20 protein-coding genes are annotated in these 22,283 nt (G+C 53.1%); 13 read left to right on the top strand and 7 right to left on the bottom strand.

Annotated elements, in window-relative coordinates; all coding sequences use genetic code 11:
• Nucleotides 1-232: 232 nt before the first annotated feature.
• Nucleotides 233-1,015, bottom strand: a complete 783-nt coding sequence (locus tag DUE52_RS14465) for a phytanoyl-CoA dioxygenase family protein (RefSeq protein ID WP_114406720.1) — start codon at nt 1,013-1,015, stop codon at nt 233-235.
• Between the two features lie 275 nt (nt 1,016-1,290).
• Between DUE52_RS14465 and DUE52_RS14460 the strand changes: the two genes are divergently transcribed.
• From DUE52_RS14460 to DUE52_RS14440, 5 genes are all read left to right on the top strand, one after another.
• A complete protein-coding gene (locus DUE52_RS14460) occupies nt 1,291-2,364 on the top strand; it encodes an endonuclease/exonuclease/phosphatase family protein (protein ID WP_114406719.1) in 1,074 nt (357 codons plus the stop codon).
• Between the two features lie 96 nt (nt 2,365-2,460).
• A complete protein-coding gene (locus DUE52_RS14455; RefSeq protein WP_114406718.1) occupies nt 2,461-3,489 on the top strand; it encodes a sensor histidine kinase in 1,029 nt (342 codons plus the stop codon).
• The gene (locus DUE52_RS14450) at nt 3,489-4,256 is read left to right on the top strand and encodes a LytR/AlgR family response regulator transcription factor (protein WP_114406717.1); all 768 of its coding nucleotides are present in this window, start codon (nt 3,489-3,491) and stop codon (nt 4,254-4,256) included. The genes DUE52_RS14455 and DUE52_RS14450 overlap by 1 nt, the downstream gene beginning before the upstream one ends.
• Before the next feature lie 163 nt (nt 4,257-4,419).
• The gene (locus DUE52_RS14445; RefSeq protein ID WP_133299841.1) at nt 4,420-4,797 is read left to right on the top strand and encodes a DUF4890 domain-containing protein; all 378 of its coding nucleotides are present in this window, start codon (nt 4,420-4,422) and stop codon (nt 4,795-4,797) included.
• A 169-nt stretch (nt 4,798-4,966) separates the two neighbouring features.
• Complete coding sequence (locus DUE52_RS14440; protein WP_114406715.1) at nt 4,967-6,196, top strand: DUF4374 domain-containing protein; 1,230 nt, start codon at nt 4,967-4,969, stop codon at nt 6,194-6,196.
• A gap of 459 nt (nt 6,197-6,655) precedes the next feature.
• Here DUE52_RS14440 and DUE52_RS14435 read toward each other — a convergent pair whose 3' ends face one another.
• Together DUE52_RS14435 and DUE52_RS14430 are read right to left on the bottom strand one after the other, a co-directional pair.
• Nucleotides 6,656-7,447, bottom strand: a complete 792-nt coding sequence (locus DUE52_RS14435) for a hypothetical protein (protein ID WP_114406714.1) — start codon at nt 7,445-7,447, stop codon at nt 6,656-6,658.
• Between the two features lie 66 nt (nt 7,448-7,513).
• A complete protein-coding gene (locus DUE52_RS14430; RefSeq protein ID WP_114406713.1) occupies nt 7,514-8,032 on the bottom strand; it encodes a thioredoxin family protein in 519 nt (172 codons plus the stop codon).
• A gap of 133 nt (nt 8,033-8,165) precedes the next feature.
• Between DUE52_RS14430 and DUE52_RS14425 the strand changes: the two genes are divergently transcribed.
• Entirely contained in the window at nt 8,166-9,110 is a 945-nt protein-coding gene (locus DUE52_RS14425; RefSeq protein WP_229312169.1) for a YihY/virulence factor BrkB family protein, read from the top strand.
• Between the two features lie 10 nt (nt 9,111-9,120).
• Here DUE52_RS14425 and DUE52_RS14420 read toward each other — a convergent pair whose 3' ends face one another.
• The 4 genes from DUE52_RS14420 to DUE52_RS14405 all read right to left on the bottom strand — a co-directional run bounded on the left by DUE52_RS14420 (nt 9,121) and on the right by DUE52_RS14405 (nt 13,453).
• Complete coding sequence (locus DUE52_RS14420) at nt 9,121-10,203, bottom strand: Gfo/Idh/MocA family protein (protein ID WP_114406712.1); 1,083 nt, start codon at nt 10,201-10,203, stop codon at nt 9,121-9,123.
• A 54-nt stretch (nt 10,204-10,257) separates the two neighbouring features.
• Nucleotides 10,258-10,911: a hypothetical protein gene (locus tag DUE52_RS14415; protein ID WP_114406711.1), complete on the bottom strand. Its 654-nt coding sequence runs from the start codon at nt 10,909-10,911 to the stop codon at nt 10,258-10,260.
• Nucleotides 10,912-10,932: 21 nt separating this feature from the next.
• On the bottom strand, nt 10,933-11,253 hold the full coding sequence (locus DUE52_RS14410; protein WP_114406710.1) for a DUF4377 domain-containing protein: 321 nt from the start codon (nt 11,251-11,253) through the stop codon (nt 10,933-10,935).
• Nucleotides 11,254-11,335: 82 nt separating this feature from the next.
• Nucleotides 11,336-13,453, bottom strand: coding sequence for a S9 family peptidase (locus DUE52_RS14405; RefSeq protein ID WP_114406709.1), 2,118 nt, complete (start codon nt 13,451-13,453; stop codon nt 11,336-11,338).
• A 195-nt stretch (nt 13,454-13,648) separates the two neighbouring features.
• On the opposite strand from DUE52_RS14405, the gene tkt reads away from it, so the two are divergent.
• The 7 genes from tkt to DUE52_RS14370 all read left to right on the top strand — a co-directional run bounded on the left by tkt (nt 13,649) and on the right by DUE52_RS14370 (nt 22,270).
• Nucleotides 13,649-15,661 (top strand): transketolase, encoded by a 2,013-nt coding sequence (tkt, locus tag DUE52_RS14400; RefSeq protein WP_114406708.1) that lies wholly within the window; start codon nt 13,649-13,651, stop codon nt 15,659-15,661.
• A 118-nt stretch (nt 15,662-15,779) separates the two neighbouring features.
• Complete coding sequence (locus tag DUE52_RS14395; RefSeq protein WP_114406707.1) at nt 15,780-16,226, top strand: RpiB/LacA/LacB family sugar-phosphate isomerase; 447 nt, start codon at nt 15,780-15,782, stop codon at nt 16,224-16,226.
• A 155-nt stretch (nt 16,227-16,381) separates the two neighbouring features.
• Entirely contained in the window at nt 16,382-17,485 is a 1,104-nt protein-coding gene (gene tal, locus DUE52_RS14390; protein ID WP_114406706.1) for a transaldolase, read from the top strand.
• An 81-nt stretch (nt 17,486-17,566) separates the two neighbouring features.
• Nucleotides 17,567-18,994 carry an NADP-dependent phosphogluconate dehydrogenase gene (gene gnd / locus DUE52_RS14385; RefSeq protein WP_114406705.1) on the top strand — a complete coding sequence of 476 codons (1,428 nt, stop codon included), beginning with the start codon at nt 17,567-17,569 and terminating at the stop codon, nt 18,992-18,994.
• On the top strand, nt 18,991-20,505 hold the full coding sequence (gene zwf / locus DUE52_RS14380) for a glucose-6-phosphate dehydrogenase (protein WP_114406704.1): 1,515 nt from the start codon (nt 18,991-18,993) through the stop codon (nt 20,503-20,505). Before gnd ends, zwf begins: the two co-directional genes overlap by 4 nt.
• Nucleotides 20,505-21,239: a 6-phosphogluconolactonase gene (gene pgl, locus DUE52_RS14375; RefSeq protein ID WP_114406703.1), complete on the top strand. Its 735-nt coding sequence runs from the start codon at nt 20,505-20,507 to the stop codon at nt 21,237-21,239. Before zwf ends, pgl begins: the two co-directional genes overlap by 1 nt.
• 140 nt (nt 21,240-21,379) lie before the next feature.
• Nucleotides 21,380-22,270: an alpha/beta hydrolase gene (locus DUE52_RS14370; protein WP_114406702.1), complete on the top strand. Its 891-nt coding sequence runs from the start codon at nt 21,380-21,382 to the stop codon at nt 22,268-22,270.
• The last annotated feature ends 13 nt before the right edge of the window (nt 22,271-22,283 follow it).

Raw genomic sequence — 22,283 nt, 5'->3', positions numbered from 1 at the left:
GGTCAAAATTTGTCGCATTGTCAAAGATCGAATTCGCTGTTGGAAATCCGGCATTCAGGATCGCATAATGGAAATCTGTTGCGGATTACACAATTTTCGTCTAACCAGTTCAAGTGTTCAGTAAACCTTTAATCGGTATAAACTCTAATGAAAAATGAAGAATGTTAAATGTAAAAGTAGCTGGACACGCCATACACCTTTACATTCGACATTCATCATTTTTCATTTGAAATTACAACATCAATGCCAGCCGGATGGCTTCTTCCACCGGATAATACGCCCCTTTCAATCCTTCAATCTGCAGTTCTTGCCGGAGCAGAAGTGGCGGTTGGGCTAAAAAACGGGGTTCCCGGCCGTGGTGAGGCTGGGCGGCATGGGCCAGAAAAGGATGACAGAGGTACACCGTCCCGGCTTTTCCGGTGGCCAGCACTTCGTTTCGTTGCGGTAATTCCGCCAGCTTTCCGGCCAGTTCCGGAAATGGAAGCCCGGCTTCGCCCGCTGGTTTGAGCAGGCGGGCGACATCCTGGTGGGAGCCAACGCGGATGCGGGTTGGTGCATCGCGTTCGCTGACATCCGAAAAAAGAAAGAGCATCAGCAGCCCCCGGCCTTTTGACCGGACATTCACCCGCCATGTCCAGTAATTCGTTGGATCGTCGCCCGGAAAACTGGCGTCGACGTGCCAGCCGGTATCGCCGGGGTCAGTGTCTGATGGGAAACGAACCGGAAACGTCCCCATGCTTCGGCAGGGAAGCCAGCGGCCCGGCCCGACGAGCTGATCGAAAGCCTGGTGGAGAATGGGCGGGTTAGCTGCCTGAACGAACGGTTCCTGGGAATACATGCCCAGCCGGATAACCGGTTGGGTCCAGGTTGCCGGATTGTTCGGGTCGGCGTTCAGGTCTTTCCAAAGAATATTTCGGGCTTGTCGGGCGGTTTCGGAGGAGAAGGCATGGTCGATGCGAATAAATCCATCCCGGATGAATTGTTCGATTTCTTTCTGATTGAAAAGGGCAGACATACGTAGAGAGCTGTGCCGGAGCCAGCCAGTTTTTTTGTGAAGACAATAGGAAAACAGGCCAAAAAAGGCCGATGGTCGGAGGACCGCAGGAGGGAAGATTAAAGCGTTGGTGCCATTCTCATGCTGCAAAACTATTGCAAAAGCGTTTTTTTTACAAGACTGTGAGCCAGAAAATAGTTTACACCCGATCTTGCCGGTTCTTAAAAATTAATTTCAGGATTAAACCTCTAACTTGCTTTCCGGTTTTATGATACGAATGGCCCACTGAACCTGAAATGAGCACGATAGACACTTTTCTGATTGGATACGCATTTGTCATAACCACCATTTCTTTCATACATCTGATCCGGGTCGATGCCTGGTGGATTCGGATCTGGGATTTTCCCCACCTGCAACTCACCGTGCTGGCGGCCATGGGCCTACTGGGGTGGGTAGCCCTGAGCCGGAATACGGAATGGCCGATGTTGCTGGGCGTGACGGGTTTACTGGCGGCTCTGGTCTACGAAGGCTGGCTGATCTACCCCTTTACGCAATTGCACCGGAAGCAGGTGAAGTATTTTGGAAAACCGACCGCAGACCGTTCCGAAGACCACAACACCATCCGGATCCTGAATGCCAACGTGTTCATGGACAATACCCACTGTCCCGACGTGTTGAAACTGGTAGAAAAACACAACCCGGATGTGGTCATGATTCTGGAAGCCAATCAGCGGTGGCAAACGGAACTGGAACCGCTGGAAGCGAAGTTTCCGCACCGGATTCTGCATCCGCTCGAAAATACCTACGGGCTGCTGTTTTACTCCCGGTTTGCCATTCAGCACCACGAAGTGCGGTTTCTGATTCAGGATGATATTCCGTCCATCTACGCCCAGCTTGAGCTGGATTCGGGGCAGGTGATTCATTTTTACGGGATTCACCCGATGCCGCCCAGCCCCACGGAACATTACCGGTCGACGGAACGGGATGCGGAGTTGCTGGTGGTGGGTAAGGAAGTGCGGGGGCGGGAGGAGCCCATCATCGTTGCCGGTGATCTGAACGACGTGGCCTGGTCGCACTCGACGCGGCTTTTTCAGCGCGTCAGCGGCCTGCTCGACCCGCGCATCGGCCGGGGACTTTACAATACCTTTCATGCCAACTATTTCTTTTTGCGGTGGCCGCTCGATCATATTTTTGTGTCCCACCATTTCAAACTGCGGTTGATCCGCCGGCTGCCGAACTGCGGTTCCGACCATTTTCCGATTCTGATTTCGCTGACCTACGTCCCCGACGCGGTGCCTATGGATGTGCCGACGCCCGAAAAAGATGATATGAAAGAAGCCGCTGAAATCATTGACAAGGCCACGGAATAAGAAATTCAGGGCGGTTTTTGGCTGATTGACCGTCGAATTTTCCGGTTTCAGTTTGATTCGTACCCGATTCAGCCCCGAAGGCGTCATCTTTGCAGCATGAATGCGCGCTTCTCTTTTCGGCAAATTTCCGGGATCGCATCGGTGATCGTGGCGGTTCTGGTGAACCTGCCGTTGATCCGGCTGGCGAACCAAACCCAACTGGCGGTCATACCCGGTTTGCCGGACACGGTTTTTCTGGTCGTCCGGGTGCTGTTTCACATCGCATTCACCTTCTTCTTCATTGAACTAAACCGGTATGTGCTGATTCGGAAAGGCTACGAACCCCGGCTCAACCTCGCCGGCTGGTACGGTATCAACTTTCTGTTGTTTCTGGGAATCAATGCGCTCTTCGTCGCGCTGGTCTTGCCCTGGTACCCCGAGCGACCGATTCTCGTGTTTGTCACCACCTACTTTCGCGGTTTTTTCGTGTGGGGAACGGCCTTGCTGGTGGCGAATTTCCTGACGGTTCTGCAACAAAACCGCAGCATGCAGACCGAAAACGAGCGGCTGAAACGGGAAAGTCTGCAAGCCCAGCTCGACGGCTTGCGCGCCCAGCTCAATCCTCATTTTCTGTTCAACTCGCTGAATGCCCTCAGTTCGCTGATTCGGGAAGGCAGTGCCAACACGCAGCCGTATCTGTCCAAACTATCGCAGGTGTTGCGGTATTCGCTCCAGGTTCAAAACCGGGAACTGGTGCCGTTTGCCGAAGAGATGCAGTTTACGATGGCCTATTCGTTCCTGCTGACGATGCGGTTTGGTGCTAATCTGCAAATTCACAACGAGTTGCCGACCGAAGCGTCCTGGCTGATTCCGCCGATGTCGTTGCAGCTTCTGATCGAAAATAGCGTTAAACACAACGTTATTTCTAACGTCAAACCGTTGACGATTCGGCTTGCTATCGACCCGTCGGGCGCGTTCATCCGGGTTAGCAACGGCTACCAGCCCAAACCCGAACCCGCCGATGGAACCGGAACCGGCCTGCCCAATCTGGAAAACCGCTACCGGCTGCTGACCGGGAAGACCATTCAGATCGTTCGAACCGAACGTGAGTTTAGTGTTCATTTACCCTTAATTCCGGCTGTCTGATGCGCGTTATACTGATCGAAGATGAAGTTCTGGCGGCAACGCACCTGGCCGCTTTGCTGCGGGACATCGAACCTTCCCTCACAGTTCTGGCGGTCATCGACAGTGTGGCCGAGGGCCGGGAGCGGTGGGAAAGTCTGCCCACTCCCGACCTCATTTTCTCGGACATTCAACTGGCCGATGGGCTGTCGTTCTCGCTGCTGGAACAGGTCCGGGTGCCGTGTCCGATCATTTTTACGACGGCTTTCGACGAATATGCCATCCGGGCTTTCAAGCTCAACAGCATCGATTACCTGCTGAAACCCATTGAACGGGAGGCATTGGAAGCCAGTCTGCTGAAATACCGCTCGCTGACCCGCCCGGCCACCGACGATGTGGTGCGACAGATGCAGGAAATGCTCAGTGGCCGGGTGTTTCTGCCCAAAACCTACCGGAATAGCTTTCTGATTCAGTTTCGGGATAAACTGCTGCCGGTCAAGGTGAGCGACATCGCCTATTTTGACATTGAAGGGGGCGTGGTTTCCGCGACGCTGTTTACCAGAATCCGTTATCCCATCGATCAAAAGCTGGACGATCTGGAAAATCAGTTGGACCCGCAGCAGTTTTTTCGCGCCAATCGCCAGTTTATCGTCTTCCGGAAAAGCATTCAGGAAGCGGAGCTGTATTTCAATGGCCGGTTGCAATTGCAACTTCAGCCCCTGCCGGGCGGTTCGGTGGTGATTAGCAAAGACCGAGCGCCCCAGTTCAAAAAGTGGATGGAGGAGTTCTGAGCTTTCACCCGGAGTCATGGCGCTTTGAGGGCCGAATTGGTCGGCTTCACGGCGGTTTTCAGGAATTCGGTCTATCCGCAGGCTACGTTTGTATCGTCTTCGCGGTCGCGCAGACCATTCAAACAAAAGCCAATCCAATAAAATGAAACGCGTGTCGAAAAGTATGAAAACCAACCTGTCAAAAGCCGTCTGTTTCATTGTCTTCCTCCTGCTTTCAGCCCCGTCGTTTGCCCAGCGGGGCGAACTGGGAACGCCCGAAGAACGCGCCACCCGAATGACGGCGCGGATGAAAGAGAAACTAAATCTGTCCGCTGAGCAGGAAACTCCGGTGGCCGCTATCAACCTGAAATATGCCAAACAAAACCAGGTGTTGATCGAAACCGGTGGTCGAAACCTCCGCACGGCGCGGCAGGCTCAGGCTGTGATGAAAAAGAAGGACGAGGAGTTGAAAAAGATCCTGAATGCTGATCAATACCAACAGTATCAGGCCATCAAAGAAGAGATGAGAGCCGAACTCAAAGAGCGCCGGAAACAGAAATGAGAAGGAATAAAACATTCTCAAATTGAATGGCACAATCGAACTCCTGATTTGTAAAAAGGGAAACCGGTTGAACCCGGGGGGTTGACAGAATATAGGCTTTGTTGCAGGAGTGAAATCCTGGATTTTGCCCACAATTATCAGTAAATTGTAGCCATTATCATGCATCGTTATGTACAACAAAACCATTCTGATGCTGGTGGCTGTAGGCTGCTGGCTGTCGCTGAATTCGTGTAGCAAGGACCCTGATCCGGTTGATCCGCCGGCGGTTACCGGCGGGTATGTCGTCGCCATCCGCGATGTAGGAGCCAGTCAGTCAACGGATTATCTGCTGCAAACTACCTCGATTACGAGCGGTACCTTGTCGGTAGCCGGACAGGGAATTGCGCAAACGGGAAACCGGACGTACGTGCAGGCGGGCAAAACGATCTTCAGCATCGGCGGCAGCGGAACGAACCAGGGAACGCCCTCGGCGGTAGGTTTTGTGCTCGACGCATCGAACAAACTGGTTCAAAAGGGAAGTTTTACCTTCGAAAAATACTTCGACGTGCCGACGGTCATCGACGAGAATACGCTCGGCGGTATTCAGATTCCCCGGACGGCGGCCGAAAACCGCAGTGCCACGTTCTACACGGCAACGGTTGCCACGCCAACGCTCACGGGTCAGGTGAAAAACTCACTGGCCCCGCTGTTTAGGGACGACCTGGTGTGGCCGTCGGGTATGCGGATTCGCGACGGAAAAGCTTATGTTTCGTATTACCTTCAGAACCGGACCACGTTGCAAACGGCCTTTACCGACACGGCTTATGTCGCCATCTACAGTTATCCGGCTTTTACGCTGGAGAAAGTCATCAAGGATGTTCGCACGGGACCGGCGGGTTCGGCTAACAGCAGCAATGGCTTGATCAAAACCGAAAACGGCGATATTTATACCGTGGCTTCGTCGGCATACACCTTCTCGCAGCGTACCAAACCGGCTGGTTTTCTGCGGATTAAAAACGGAGAGACGGTTTTCGATCCAACCTATTTTTTCAACCTGGACGAAATTTCGAATAACCGGAAAATCTATTATTGCCAGTATCTGGGCAACGGACTGGTGCTGGCCGAGATGGGCCGTTTTCCGACCGTCAACGGACAGTGGGCCTACGAAGATGTCAACCTGAGCGTCGTCATCATCGACCTGAATGCCAAAACCGTGAAAGAAGTGTCGGGCGGCATACCGGCCCATGCCGGACAGGGAGGCATTACGCTGTCGGTACCGGTTGAAAACGGAAAAACCTACCTGCCGGTTACGAGCTACACCGAGGGGACGTACATCTGGGAAATCGACATCGCCACCGCCACCGCCAAACCCGGCGCCCGGGTAAACGCCAAATATGTGACGGGGATTTTTAAGCTTTGAATCGGTTTTTAATATCGAATACTGAATGTTGAATCAGTAGTGTACGAAGGATGCATTTTTTTTACCCTCTTTGGCTGTTGGCGTAGAACGATCTTTAGAATGGTTTTTTCTGATACTGTAACGCGAATGAGGGATGGTTGGCCGCGTAGCGGACGGATGTTTGTAACGAAAAGACTACCCGGTTCCTCCCGCGTGCCTTTGGGTACGCAACAGGCAGGTGCAGGTGATTGCGTACCCAAAGGCACGCGGGCTTTCTTGATGGCACACTGTGGCTACAAACATCCGTCCGCTACGCGGCCAACCACCCCTCATTTGCGTTAGCATCGACAAGCGTTTGCAAAATCGTGACCAAAAAAGGGAAGGAAAAACGGTTTACCAATCATTTTAAATCCTTCGTACAGTACTGATTCGCTATTCAACATTCAGTATTTAGATTATTATTGCACCTCATCTAGATTTTTATTTTACCTCCGAAACCACCACAAAATTATCGTTTCGGGTAATTCCATACAGAATCAGTTTGGACTTTACGCTGCGGTCGATAGCGAAGGCTTGCCCTTCACTGACGGTCGGAATGGTTTTTACGTGTTGCAGGGTAGAACCACGGTCGGGGAGTTTGAGGACGTAGAGTTCCGGTTTGTCGTGACCGGTGCAGTAAATCAGCCCCTCTTTTCCCCAGGTGCCGCCGGATGTGCTTTTGGGGGCGAAAGCCTGCAAAACCGTCGCCGGAAACTGCCAGGATTCCAGCCGCTCCCAGTTGGCGTTGAATTTTACGAGCATCGTCCAGCGGTTGTCGCGCCCTTCGGCGGAGGCTTTGTCGGAGTAATTGGCAAAGGCGACCCACCAGTAGCCCTGGTAAAAGTCGGCCCAGGTGGCCGAGCCGGGCAGCAGTCCGAAGCTATGGCTACCGATGTGCCGAAGCGTTTCGGCATCAAAAATTTCGATGGAACTCACCATCGGCACTTCCGGGTAATTGGAATGAACGCAAAAGAGTTTCCGGTTGAGCACAACACCACTGTTCAGGTGTTTCAATAAACCCGTTGTATCCCGCCAGGCGGCCACCTGTTTGCCGTCAGTTTTCGTATGTTTGGTAAGGGAAGTGTTGTTGATAACGTAAAAGTGAGTGGCATCAACGGCGACGCCCTGCTTCACTTCCTTCAACTGAAACCGCTGGATTTCGTGGGCTTTTTGGGCAAAAACCGGGTCGGTGGCGAAAAAAAAGGAGATCAAGAGGAGGACTAAAGACCGCATGGGGCAAAATGTAGTTACAGTTGCTAGGAAGGTGACACCGCTGGGAACCCGCTACGCTTCGTTTGGTTACTTACTTTTTTTCGGGAGATATGATTTCGGATCCAGGGCTTTCGGTGACCAGCTCTGTAAAAAATCCGCTACCAACTTCGGACTGTGGCCTTTTCCCTCTTCCAGATAGGCCGAGTTCTGGGTGTGAATCCGGTTTCCTTTTTCATCCAGCACCACAAAAACCGGGAAGCCAAACCGTTGTGGATAGCCCAGTTGCGCCAGGGTTTCCTCGTTTTTGTTCTCTGGACTGTAGTTCACGCGCAGAACAACATAATTGTCGGTCAGTAAGCGATTGAGGGTCGTGTCGGTAGTGGTCAGGGCATGGAACCGGAGGCACCACACGCACCAGTTGCCACCGAGTTGCAGCAGCACGTGTTTGCCTTCCTTTTGCGCTTTGGCAACCGCCTGTTGGATGTCCTGCTGCGCATTGGCAGTCGGGTCATAAATTTTAGGTGCGTCGGCTTTGGCGGGCGACTGTGAATAAACGGCAGTGAATGCCCCGAAAAATAGAGCACAGGCGAGCAGCAGGGTTTTCATAAAATCAGCTTGTTGATCGAAAAAGTAAAGATATATGCTATTCTGGTAGCATAGGCTATCAAAAGAGCGGAGAAAAGTCTAAACTATGTGTCTGAACGCAGCGTTAGCGTGGAGTATTGTCATCTGACCAACCGTGAAAAAAGCCATTCCTGTTTTTCAATTAGCGCTTCGGGCTTTTTCGGATCTGAAAGCGAATGACCCCATTCGCATGGCCGCAGCAACGGCTTTTTTCAGTCTGTTTGCCTTACCACCCATCGTCATCATTTTAAGTCAGTTGTATGAAGAGTTGTTCAATGAACACGGCCAACGCGTGAACGTGCTGCTGATCCGTAAACTGGCTGAACTGGTTGGTTATCAGAGTGCCCGTCAATTGCAGGATATTTCCCGGCATCTGCAACAGGAGCGGTCCAACCCGTTCTTAACCGGCCTAAGCATTGTGCTTTTGCTGGGCGCTTCCACCACCTTGTTCGCCATCATCAAGAATTCTTTGAATCAGCTTTGGAGGGTGAAGACTGTCGCTAAAAGACAGGTTTGGCACCTGTTGGTCGATCGGGTCGTTGCACTGGGTATTATCCTGTTTTCCGGTTTTTTATTCACGGTTTCGCTGGCCGTTCGCCGGACGTTTCTACCCTTGAAAGATAGCCTGGAACAGGGCGCGATGTATGATTGGTCGACAGATGTCGGTCAGCATCTTCTGTCGATTTTGATGCTGACCGTCTGGTTTGCCGTTATTTTCAAGTATTTGCCCGACATCCGCGTTCGTTGGCGGGCGGTTTGGGTGGGCGCTTTGGTGACGGGCATTCTGGTCGAAGCCGGAGAACAGGTGCTGGACCGGTTTTTAATTACCAGTTCGGTTCGGTCCCTGTTTGGTGCTTCAGGGTCGATTATGCTGATTCTCCTGTTCGTTTTCTACTCCTCGCTGATTTTTTATTACGGCGCGAGTTTCACCCGTCACTTTGCCCAATGGATTCATCTGGAAGCCGAACCGGGCACCCACGCCGTCGCGTATCAAATTACAGAAGTAGACAGCCCGGATGGTGCTGGTCAGGATTTGCAATCGCCGGGCGACCCCGCTTGACCAGCAGCATTTACAACATCACCGGCTGGCCGGTCCGCACCGATTCATCACAGGCAAAGGCGATGCGCAGGCTGTTGACGGCATCCTGCAAGTGATCCGTCAGGTCGATGTTTTCCCGAATGGCTTTCAGAAAATACCGTTGCTCGCGGTTGCAAAGCTCCTGGTGATCCGGCTCGTCCTGCATGTCGATCCAGGTGTCTTCCTGCACAAACTGGTCGTTTTGGTCGAGGGGCGCGTGGTGAACCCGGAGTGATTCGGTTTTGGTGTGCGAATCCACGTTGTCCGATTTGCCGGCCGCTCCGGCGTTTTTGGCCACAATGGAAACGCAACCTTTCGGTCCGATCACGTCTTTGACAAAAAAGGCGGTTTCGCTCATCATCGGTCCCCAACCGGCCTCATACCAACCAACCGACCCATCTTCGAACCGGATTTGCAACTGGCCATAGTTGTAGTTGCCCGCCGGAATTTCTTCCGTCAGCCGCGCACCGATGGCGTTCACCTGCGTCGGTTTCGAGCGGGTCATCTGGCACATGACGTCGATGTAATGGACGCCACAATCGACAATCGGACTGAGGCTTTTCATCAGATTCCGGTGAACGGTCCACATGCTGCCGTGGCTTTGCTGGTTCAGGTTCATGCGCATCACGAGCGGTTTGCCCATTTCGTGCGCAATTTCGATGAACTTCTCCCAGGAAGGGTGCTGGCGCAGGATATACCCAACAACGACTTTTTTGCCGGCTTTTTCGGCGGCAGCCACCACGCGCTCGGAACCTTCGACGGTATCGGCGAGCGGTTTTTCAATAAACACATGACAGCCGTGTTCGAGTGCCAGAATAGCAAACACTTCGTGGGTGTCGGGATAGGTCGAAATACAAACGGCATCGGGCTTGGTGTCGGCGAGGGCCGTAGCCAGATCGGTGAACAGGGCATAACCACCGCCGAGACGCTCGTTCAGAACTTCCTTGCTTTTGCCGGTGGAAACGATGCCGCAGATTTCAAAACCGTCGTTCGTGGAATACGCTATGGCGTGCGAAGAACCCATGTTGCCGCAGCCGACAACGAGAACCCGCACGGGGGAATTTGGAGTTGACATGGAATAATTGAATTAAGGGCAGCAAGTTGGGAAGGGATGATGAATAAAAAAAATCTACATCCGCCCCAACCGATAATTCAAACCGATAATCCCCTGCAAACCGGGAAAGGAGCTTTTCCAATCGGTGAGGCCAATTCCCGGCTGGTGCGACATGAAATTGTCGAACAGGAAATAGTCTGTCCGCTTTTGCAAGGCAATGAACTTCTGAACGCCCAGGTCGAGATTCCAGCGCGACGAAAACCGGATGTTGAGGGCGGCCGTCAGGCCCATTCCCAGCACAAAACCGCTGGCGGTTTGCAGACGCGTCCGCGGTTGCCCGTCGGGGAAGGACGAAATCGTGCCCTTCTGCCGGTATTGTGAACCGATCAAATGAATGCCGATCGGTAATCCTACTTTAGTCGGTTTACCTGCCCGGCGAATGACGTCGAACCGGGAGCCGACTTTAACGAAGGCACCCGATGTTTTCAGGTTGTCGACTCCGCAATCACAGGCATACCCGGAACGAAAACCGCCGAATGGATTGTGGTAGGTGTATCCGGCATGGAACGTCAGCGCCCACTGGTTCAGATTCGGACTCCAGGCCGAGGTGAGTTCCAGCGAACGGCCTGGTAAGGTGGCTACATTGGTGCCTAGCTGCCCCTGCCAGTGTTGCGCCTGGGTGGTATAAACGCCAAAAAGTAATAAACCGGCAAGGGTAAAGGTTTTCATGGGCGAAGCGGTTTTGCCTGGTTATGGTTTGATTTTTTCAATCACGTTGACCAACGTATACCGGATACTGGAGCCGTCGGCCGGTGGATTTTTGATTTTCTCCCGCTTCACGGTCAGTTTATACTCGAACCCTTCTTCATAGGCAAAACCTTCAATACCCGCGTAATGATACGTCCAGTTGGGGGCACCGTCTATTTTGACCAACAGGCATTTCATGGGGCCAACACCCGTGCAATCCTGGTAATGGTCGGCCACCTGCATCGTAATCAGATCGGGTTTGAGGTCACTTTTATCACAACTGGAAAACAGAACAATCAGAAACAATAAAAAGAAGCGATTCATGGGAAACTGGCATTTGGTTGATAAGGAGATGCTGTAGTGACCATTTTGAACCGCGATGCGTTGGAAGCCATCCGGAAAGTATTTACTTCCCGGTTTTGAGCAGTTTCCGCTTGAAAAAATCCGCCGTGGCGTTGCCCACTTTCAGGGCATTGGCGTGCCGCATCCAGTGGTGCGTATCGTCCACAATGATCATCGTCTCCATCGGGACGCCCTTCGCTTCCAGCCGACGGACCAGATCGGTACTCTGGCTGACCCGGACGTTGCGGTCGTCGTCACCGTGGATGATCAGCACGGGGGAAGTCCAGGTGTTCACCACCGAAATCGGCGATGATTCAAACGCTACCTTTGCGGCCAGTTTGGCATCCGGAATCTGCTCGATCTGGTAGGAAACCTGTTCGGTTCGCTCGTTGGTCATGTCGTGTACGCCGTGAATATCGACGCCAGCCGCAAACAGTTTGGAGTCGTGACCCAACGCCAAAGCCGTCAAATAACCGCCGTAGGAACCGCCGTATACCCCAATCCGGCTGGCGTCGATCTGGGGTTGTTTTGCCAGCCATTCGCCGGCTGCCTGGATGTCCTGGTACTCGGCCGCGCCGTTTTTGCCGCCCCTGGCGGGTTGGTGAAACGCGTAGCCGTAGCCAATGCCGAGCCGGTAATTGACCGACAGAACCGCAAAACCGAGGCTCGTCAAATACTGGTTCCAGGCATAGGCATTGGAATAATAATCGGAATAATTCCAGCCCAGTTGCATCTGCCGCATGGGACCGCCGTGTATGTAAATGATCGCCGGTTTTTTGGAAGGCCCGCCCGCCGGTTCAAAAAGCTGGGCATGAACCGTTACGCCATCGGCAGCTTTGAAAATGACCTGTTTGGGCGTCACCAACTGGTTGGTTGGGAAATTGGCAGGAATCAGATTTTGGGCGAGCAGCCGGGGCGTTCCCTTCGAAAAAAGCATGATGGCGGGTAACGGAGGACGCTGGGCCGTGGCGCTAATCAACGCGATCGTTGCCCCGTCGCCCGTTACCACCGGCGTCCATTCCAGCCCGGCTCCGGGCGTCAGCACTTCCACGGCGGCTTTGTCGACCGGAACCCGAACCACGTGCCGCCGGTCGATGTCCTGTTTGTCGGGGCCGGTGTTACCACTGAAAACGAGCCACTTGCGGTCGGGGCTTAGCTGAATGTGCTCGGCCATAAAACCGCCCGGCGTCAGCAGCAGGGGGGAACCTCCCGTAGAGGGCATCGAATAGAGGTGGGGCCAGCCGTCCTGGTACGAAAGAAACACAATGCGGTCGTTGGCGGCCCAGTGCAGGTTGGTTCCGCCGTGGGTGGGTGGCAACGACCCCGCCAGTGTTTTGGGTGCCTGCCAGAGCGGTAGGGCTTTCCCAGTGGCGACATCTGCCGTCCAGATTCCCCAGGGCTGGTGTTTGCGGGCCAGCAGAGAATCGGGTGCGCCACCCGCACCGGCTGTCCGGACGAAGGCAATTTTGGTGCCGTCGGGCGACCAGCGGGGGGAGCGGTCCCGCGAAAAGGAGGGAGCAAGCCATTGAATGGGTGTTTCGGAATTGGTAAAAACCCCGACGAAAGCATGATCACCCCGGTTGCAGACGAAGGCCAGCCGCGATCCATCGGGCGACCATTGGATCGACCCATTTTCGCCCCGGGCCGTGAAGAGGTTCCTGGCGGGGGATGATCCGTCGATGGGGGCCGTCCAGACCTGATTGCCTTTGATAAAAGCGATTTGATCATTTTTGGGCGAAATCAGCGGTTCATCTCCTTCCGATAACGACTTTGGTTCGCCACCCGCAAAGGGGAGACTCCAGATATGGACCTTGATGGGGTTGGGCGAGGATGATGTGTTGACCGGCAGCGCTTCGTCCCAGTTGGAACCGTGGTCGCCACCGCGTACGTAGACGACCCATTTTCCGTCGGCAGAGATTGCCAAACTGGTGATTTCCTGTCCGTCGTCTTCGGTGTAGTTCGTGAGTTTTCGGGGTGTAAAATCCGGGCCTTCGGCTACGTAGACATTCCGGCGACCCTGTTCATTGAACACCCACGCCAGCCGCGACCCCTGGGCCGAACTGGTGAGGTCGGAGGGGAAAGGATAACTTCTAACGGTTTCTAAAGGGAACGATTGCGCCTGTGTGACAACAGGAAATAATAGAAGAAGGCTGGCTACAAAGCGAAAGAAGGCTGTTTTCATATGGTCGAAAATACAATGAAAAGCGTTATTTCGCAGAGTTAAGCGGAGTAAATCAGCGTTTATCAGAGAAAAAAACTCCGCTTAACTCCCTTTTTCTCCGCTCAACTCCGCGAAATAACCCCGCCGAAGCGAACAAACCCTTTTGGCGGGGGGTTAACTAAGCCAACGCTACGTGTATTATTATCCCCCATTTCGATGAAAACCCCAACCCAATCCATTGAACAGCTAAGCATCAATACCGTCCGGATTCTGGCCGCCGATGCCGTGCAGAAAGCCAATTCCGGCCACCCCGGTTTGCCAATGGGAGCGGCCCCAATGGGTCATATTCTCTGGACGGAAGCCATGAACTACAATCCGAAAAATCCGGATTGGCCCAATCGCGACCGGTTTATTCTGTCGGCGGGGCACGGCTGTATGCTGCAGTATTGTTATCTGCATCTAACGGGTTACGAGCTGAGTATGAACGACCTGAAGCAGTTTCGCCAGTTGGACAGCCAGACGCCAGGCCACCCGGAATATGGGTTGTCGAAAGGCATCGAAATAACGACTGGGCCACTCGGACAGGGTTTTGCCAACGGCGTTGGTTTTGCCATCGGACAGTATCACCTGGCCGCCCGCTACAATAAACCGGATTTTCCGCTATTCGACTATAAAATCTACGCCATTTGCAGCGATGGCGACATGATGGAAGGCATTACGGCCGAAGCGGCTTCCCTGGCGGGGCATCTGCAATTGGGCAACCTGATTTATTTTTACGACGACAACCACATTTCCATCGAAGGCAGCACCGATCTGACGTTTACGGAAGACGTGGCGCAACGGTTTCTGTCGTACGGCTGGCATGTGCAGGTCGTTCCCGACGGCAACGATCTGGAAGCGTTGTATCAGGCCGTGAAAGCCGCGCAGGAAGAAACCAAACGGCCTTCGCTGATCAAGGTTCGGACACACATTGGTTACGGAAGTCCGAATAAAGAAGATACGGCGGAGGCACATGGCTCGCCGTTGGGAGCCGATGAAATCAAGCTGGTGAAGGAGAAATTCGGGTTCGATCCCGAAAAATCGTTCGTGGTGCCGGAAGACGTGTTGCATTATTACAGGGAAATCGGCAGAGAACGGGCGAAGAAGGAAGACAAGTGGAACGATCTTTATAAGGCCTACAAGGCAAAGTACCCCGAACTGGCGAAGGAATATGAACTGGTGAGCAACGGGAAATTGCCGGCAGGTTGGGAAAAGAAAATCCCGGTTTTTGCCGCCGGAGACGAAAAAATTGCCACCCGGAAAGCCTCCGGAAAAGTGCTGAACGCCATTGCCGACGCATTGCCGCACCTCATTGGCGGTTCGGCCGATCTGTCGCCTTCGACAGATACGGATCTGAAAAATTACCATTCCTTTTCGGTAGAAAACCGGGAGGGCCGCATTTTCCACTTTGGAATCCGTGAACATGCGATGGGAGCGGTGTTGAACGGATTGGCCGTTACGAAAGGGGTTATTCCGTACGGGGCGACGTTTCTGGTATTTTCGGATTACATGCGCCCCCCGATTCGGTTGGCGGCCATCATGAAAATCCGCCCGATTTTTATCTTTACGCACGACAGCATCGGTTTGGGGGAAGATGGAACGACCCACCAGCCCATCGAGCAGTTGATGGCGTTGCGGGCCATGCCCAATGTGGTGGTGATTCGCCCGGCGGATGCCAACGAAACCGCCCAGGCCTGGCGCGTAGCCATTCAGCATCCCGGCGGACCCGTGGTGATTGTGCTGACGCGTCAGGGATTGCCGGTCATCGATCAGGAAAAATACACCCCGGCGACGGAACTGGAAAAAGGCGCGTATATTCTGTCGGATTCTGAAAAAGAGCCGGATGTGATTCTGATGGGCACCGGTTCGGAAGTTTCTTTGTTGATCCAGGCACAGGAACAATTGAAAAAAGACGATATTTCGGCCCGGGTCGTCAGCATGCCGTCCTTCGAACTGTTCGACCGGCAGAGTGCGGCTTACAAAGAAAAAGTGTTACCGAAAGCCCTGAAAAAGCGGCTGGCGGTGGAAGCCGGTGCCGAAATGGGCTGGTATAAATACGTCACCGACGAAGGCGATATTCTGGGCATGACCACCTACGGCGAATCCGCCCCGGCGGAGGATTTGTTCAAGAAGTTTGGCTTTACGGTGGAGAATGTGGTGAAGCGGGCGAAGGCGTTGCTTGGTAGTTAAACTTCGATATACGGTGTTCGATATTCAATATTCGATATTAAAAACTTAACAAAATGAATAACGAATATCGAATAACGAACACTGAATAATGAAGTAAAGAAAACCGTAAACTGTAAAGATGAAAATAGGCATTGCCGCTGATCATGGCGGTTTCGAACTGAAGGAAACGCTGCACGATTTTCTGACCAACCTAGGCTATGAGGTCGTCGATTACGGCGCATACCGGCTGGATTCGCTGGACGATTATCCCGATCTGATCATTCCGTTGGCGCAGGCGGTTTCCAGCCGCGATGTGGAGCGGGGCGTGGCGGTTTGCGGGAGTGGCGTGGGGGCGGCCATTGTCGCCAACAAGATTCCGGGCGTGCGGGCTGCGTTGATCAACGACCATTTTTCGGCGCATCAGGGTGTGGAAGACGACGATATGAACTTAATTTGTCTCGGCGGACGTATTACAGGAAACCGGGTCGCCGAAGAATTCGTCCAGGCGTTTCTGGAAGCAAAATTCAGCGGTGCCGAACGGCACCTGCGGAGACTGAAGAAAGTGATTGAACTGGAAAAGAGATAAATTCTGATGGTTGAAAATGGTTGGGATGGTTAAAAAATGGTTAGCTGACGCACGAATAAAAAAGAACGCGTCAGCCAACCATTTAACCATCAGAACCATAAAGCCATAAAAAAATACCACTTCCAACCATTAACAATAAACCTTAAACTACACACATGGCAAATCGCGTAAAACAAATTCATGAGTTTGGTCAGAGCATCTGGCTGGATTTTATTGACCGGAAAATTATGGATTCCGGAGAACTGCAAAAACTGATCGACGAAGATGGCGTTCGCGGGATTACGTCGAATCCGGCAATTTTCGAAAAAGCCATCAGCAGCAGTTCCGATTATGATGAGGACATCAAGACACTGGCGAAAGGCGACAAAAGCAACGAAGATATATTTTACGGCCTGGCCGTCAGCGACATCCAGCGGGCGGCTGATTTGTTTAAGCCGGTGTATGAAGAAGAAGTTCGCGGAGCCGACGGCTATGTGAGTCTGGAAGTGTCGCCGTTTCTAGCGCTGGACACGGAAGGTACCATCAAACAGGCGCGTGAACTCTGGAAAGCCGTGGATCGTGACAATGTGATGATCAAAATTCCCGGAACGGCCCCCGGTTTGTCGGCGATTCAAACCGCCATCAGTGAAGGTATCAACATCAACGTCACGCTGTTGTTTGGACTGGATCGCTATGAAGCCGTTACGGACGCGTATATATCCGGTCTGGAAGCCCGCGCGGCCGCTGGTCAGCCGATCGACGGCATTGCCTCGGTGGCGAGTTTCTTCCTGAGCCGGATTGACGTGATGGTTGACCCGATTCTGGACGAAAAAGGACTGCCCGAACTGAAAGCACAGGTCGCCATTGCCTCGGCCCGGAAAGCCTACGAAATCTACAAACGGGTGTTCAGCAGCGAACGGTTTGCGAAACTGAAGGAACTCGGTGCGAAACCGCAGCGGTTGTTGTGGGCCAGCACGAGCAGCAAAAATCCGGCGATTCCCGACACCAAATACGTGGAAGAACTGATCGGACCCAACACCGTCGATACCATTCCGATGGAAACGCTGGTGGCCTTCCGCGACCACGGCGATGCGCAAAGCCGCCTGGAAAATGATCTCGACAAAGCGACCGAAATTCTGGAACAACTGAAAACGGCGGGCATCAACATCGACGAAATTACCCAGAAACTGGAAGACGAAGGCATCGACAAATTCAACAAGCCGTACGAAAAACTGCTGGCGGCCATCGAAACCCAGAAAAAATCGCTCGAAACCGCTTGATCTGCCGTTTAAGGTTTGAGGTTTAACGTTTGACGTGGCCAAAAACCTTAAACGTTATACCTCAAACCTTAAACGACTCAAATGGCAGAAACGAAGTATAATTTTGGAATGATCGGCCTCGGTACGATGGGCCGCAACTTGCTGCTGAACATGGCAGACCACGGCTTCCCGGTAGCCGGTTACGACATCAATCCCGACCAGGTGGCCGGTTTTGAAAAAGAAGGCGAAGGCAAACCGGTCAAAGGCTTTACGGATCTGACGGCCATGACCCAGAGCCTGACCAAGCCCCGTGCCATCATGATGCTGGTGCCTGCCGGCAAACCGGTGGACAACGTGATCGACAAACTGGTGCCGCTGCTCGAACCGGGTGACATCATCATCGACGGGGGCAATTCGCATTTTACGGACACCGACATCCGCGACAAAGCGCTGGATTCCAAGGGGGTTCACTTCTTCGGGATGGGAATTTCCGGGGGCGAAGAAGGTGCGCGGAAAGGGCCGAGCATGATGCCGGGTGGTGACAAAGCGGCTTACCTGACCCTGAAACCGATTTTTGACGCCATTGCCGCCAAAGTCGACGGCGTTCCCTGCGTGACCTACATCGGGCCGGGCGCGTCGGGTCATTTTGTGAAAATGGTGCATAACGGGATCGAGTACGGTTTGATGCAGCTCATTTCCGAAACCTACGAGGTGCTGCGCAAGGGGCTTCGTTTGGAAAACGAAGAAATATATGAACTTTTCAAAACCTGGAACGAAGGCCGGTTGCAATCGTTTCTGATTGAAGTGACCCGGGATATTTTCGGATTCAAAGAGCCGGACTCCGACCAGTATCTGATCGATCTGATTAAAGATCAGGCCAAATCGAAAGGAACCGGCAAATGGACGTCGCAGGTGGCGATGGATCTGGAAGTACCGATTCCGACGATCGATATGGCGGTGTCGATGCGCAATTTGTCCAAATACAAAGTGTTGCGGGTCAAAGCTGCAACGGTGTATGGCGATGAACCGTCACTTCTGGAAATTGACAAAGATACCCTGCTGGTGAGTCTTGAACAGGCGTTGTATTTCAGTACGGTGATGACCTACGCGCAGGGGCTCGATCTGTTGTATCGTTCCTCGATTTCGTACGGTTATACCCTCAACCTCGCCGAAATTGCCAAAATCTGGCGGGGCGGTTGCATCATCCGGGCGACGTTGCTCAATGAGATTTTCAACGCCTACGAAAAAGCGCCGAGTCTGGAGCATTTGCTGCTCGACGATTCGGTGCAAACGCTGGTGAATGAGAGCGTTCCGGGCATGCGGTCGGTGGTGGCTTCGGCCCTGACGGCGGGCATTGCCGTGCCGGCTTTTGCGGCTTCATTGACTTATTTTGATGCGTTCCGCAGTGAAAATATGCCATCGAATCTGATTCAGGCGCAACGCGATTATTTTGGTGCTCACACCTACGAACTAATTGGTAAAGAAGGCGTTTTCCACACCCACTGGACGCCATTACCCGGTAAACCATGAAATCAACGCTCACACCGCAACCCACCGTATTTATCATTTTCGGCGGAACCGGCGACTTAGCCTGGCGTAAACTCGCACCGGCTTTATACAACCTGTACTTAGACGGCTGGATGCCGTCCCATTTTTCAATCATCGGAACCGGTCGGACCCAACTCAGTGATGATCAGTTCCGGGAAAAACTGCTGGAGGGAATCAACCTGTTTTCGCGCAGCGGCAAAGCCAAAGCCGAGCAGTGGAATACCTTCAGCAAGAACATCTACTACCAGGTTTCGGACCTGAAAGACACAAAGACGTACCAGGAATTAGGGAGCCGGATCGAGTCGTACGAAGCCGAATGGAACGAGAAAGCCGACCTGATTTATTACCTGGCAGTGGCTCCCAATTTCTTCCCGATCATTGCGGACAACATCGCTAAAAAATGTCCGAAAGACGGCATGGAGCGTACGCGCATTGTGATTGAAAAACCGTTCGGGCATGATCTGGAATCGGCCAAAGCCCTGAATAAACAATTGCAGGGCATATTTGACGAGAAGCAGATCTACCGCATCGACCATTATCTGGGCAAGGAAACCGTGCAGAACATCATGGCTTTCCGGTTTGCCAACGCCCTGCTGGAACCGATCTGGAACCGCAACTACATCGACCACGTCCAGATTTCGGTGACCGAACAACTGGGCGTCGAAGACCGGGGTGGGTATTACGACGGCGCAGGAGCAACGCGTGACATGGTGCAGAATCACATTTTGCAGTTGCTGTGTCTGATTGCCATGGAACCGCCGATCAACATGGATGCCGACGAAATCCGGAACCGCCGGGTGGATGTCCTGAAATCCATGCGCCGGTTCGATGCCGACGCCATCCGGTTTTCAGCCGTTCGCGGGCAGTATGGCCACGGCTGGATTGAAGGCAAGGAAGTGGCAGGCTACCGCGAAGAACCGGAAGTGAACCCGGAGTCCAATACGGAGACGTTTGCGGCCTTCAAATTTTTTGTCGACAACTGGCGCTGGCAGGACGTTCCGTTTTACCTCCGAACCGGCAAGCACCTGGCGCAGTCGGCGTCTATCATTTCGATTCAGTTCAAAAACATTCCGCACTCGATTTTTCCACCCGAATCCGCCGAAAACTGGCAGCAAAACCGCCTGGTGTTCAGCATTCAGCCCGAAATGAGCATCCGCTTGCAGATGCAGGCCAAACGGCCCGGTCTGGACATGACGCTCAATCCGGTCGATCTGGTGTTCGACTACAGCGGCACGTATGCCGGAAAACCGCCCGAAGCCTACGAAACGCTGCTGCTCGACACGATGCTGGGCGACCAGACCTTGTTCATGCGGAGCGATCAGGTGGAAGCCGCCTGGGATCTGATTATGCCGATTCTCCACGCCTGGGAAAGCAAGAAAAGCCTGAGTTTTCCGAATTATCCCGCCGGTTCGTGGGGGCCTGAAAACGCCGAAGCTCTCATTGCGCAGGACGGTTTTCACTGGTTTACGCTACCCCTAAACGGAAAACATTGATGAGCCAGCCGATTTTACACGTTTCCAAAACCGCCGATCTGGCGGTTTTGGAACTGGCCGAATTCTTCATCCGAACGGCAAAAGAAACCATTGCCAAAACTGGGCGGTTTTCGGTCGCGCTCTCGGGCGGCAGTTCGCCCAAAAAGCTGTATGAACTGCTCGCTTCGCCCGAATTCAGCAGCCAACTGGATTGGGACAAAGTCGATTTTTTCTTCGGCGATGAGCGCTACGTGCCGTCCGACGATCCGGATAGCAATGCGCTGATGGTCAAAAAGGCATTGTTCGACCCGCTGCACATTCCGGCGAAGAACATTTTCACGGTCGATACGAGCCTGCCGCCGGACGAAGCCGCACTGAAGTACACCCAGGCCATTCAGCATCGGTATCAGGCGGAACAGGTCCGGTTTGATCTGGTGTTGCTGGGTTTGGGCGACAATTCGCACACGGCGTCGCTTTTTCCGCACACGCCGGTTTTGCACGACACCTCGGTTTCGGTGAAGGCGGTTTTTCTGGAAGAGCAGAACGTCTATCGCATTACGATGACCGCGCCATTGATCAATCTGGCCCATCATCTGGCCTTTCTGGTCTACGGAAAAGGCAAAGCCGAAGCCGTTGATGCGGTTCTGAATGGGGCCGAGGATATCGAAAACCACCCCGCCCAACTCATTCGGGCCGCTGAGGGCGAGGTACACTGGTTTCTGGATGAACCGGCGGCATCGGTGTTATCGGTTTAGAAAATTGGAATAGAATGATAAATGTAAAATGATGAACGCTAAATGTAAAAGTAGTTACCCATCCGGCACTTTTACATTTAGCGTTCATCATTTTACATTTATCATTCCTTTTAAAAACAACCGTACAAGCCACTCGCCTGATGGCCTTTCTCCGACTCCTCTGGCAAATTCCCGTTGCATTTTTTGCCGTGGGCTTGCTCAGTATTTTCATCCATGAATATGCTACGGCCCGACCCAGCGAGCGGACCAAAGACATTCCGTACGTAAAAGCCGATGCCCCGGATTTCGATGCAGAGCGTCATGTGCTCGATGTGTATGCGCCCAAACAAAAAGCTGCGCGGTCTTTTCCCGTTGTGGTTTTTATTCACGGCGGCAACTGGGATGGTGGCAGTAAAGATCTCTATTCGTTCATTGGTCGTCGCCTGGCCAAACAGGGCGTGGTGGCCGTAATCATCAATTACCGCCTTTCCCCGGCGGTTTTGGTACCCGGCATGGCCGACGATTGTGTTCGCGCCGTGCGCTGGATCACGCAGCACATCGCCGAATTTGGCGGAGATCCCAACCGGATTTTCGTCATGGGGCACTCGGCAGGTGGTGGATTGGCGGCTTTGCTGGCAACAGACGACTCGTTGTTTCAGAAGTTCGGCTTGGCTCCTAATCCCGTCAAGGGTGCCATTCTCGATGACCCGGCCGGATTGAATATGTTCGATTACCTCCGGAAAATGGAGTATCCCAATGATGAGCAGTACCTCGTTCCATTCGGAAAAGATTCCACGGTTTGGCGGGCGATGTCGGCCCATTATCAGGTTACGTCTGCCAGTCCGCCGATGCTGATCTACACCGGTAGCCGCACCTATCCCAGTATTGCCGCCAGCACCGAAAAATTCCACCAGCGTCTTCAGGAACTCGGTGTAAAACACGACTTTACGGTTCTTTCGGGTAAAAAACACGTCGGCATGGTGACGCAGCTCTACTGGCAAAATAACCTCATTTACCGGGAATTACGAAAGTTTGTCGGCGCAAAATCGTAGGGGAAACACGAAA

It is taken from the genome of Larkinella punicea, assembly GCF_003334855.1.
Lineage (GTDB): Bacteria > Bacteroidota > Bacteroidia > Cytophagales > Spirosomataceae > Larkinella > Larkinella punicea.
Note: the sequence above shows the minus strand (reverse complement) of the source record. Positions and strands in the feature narration are given on the sequence as shown.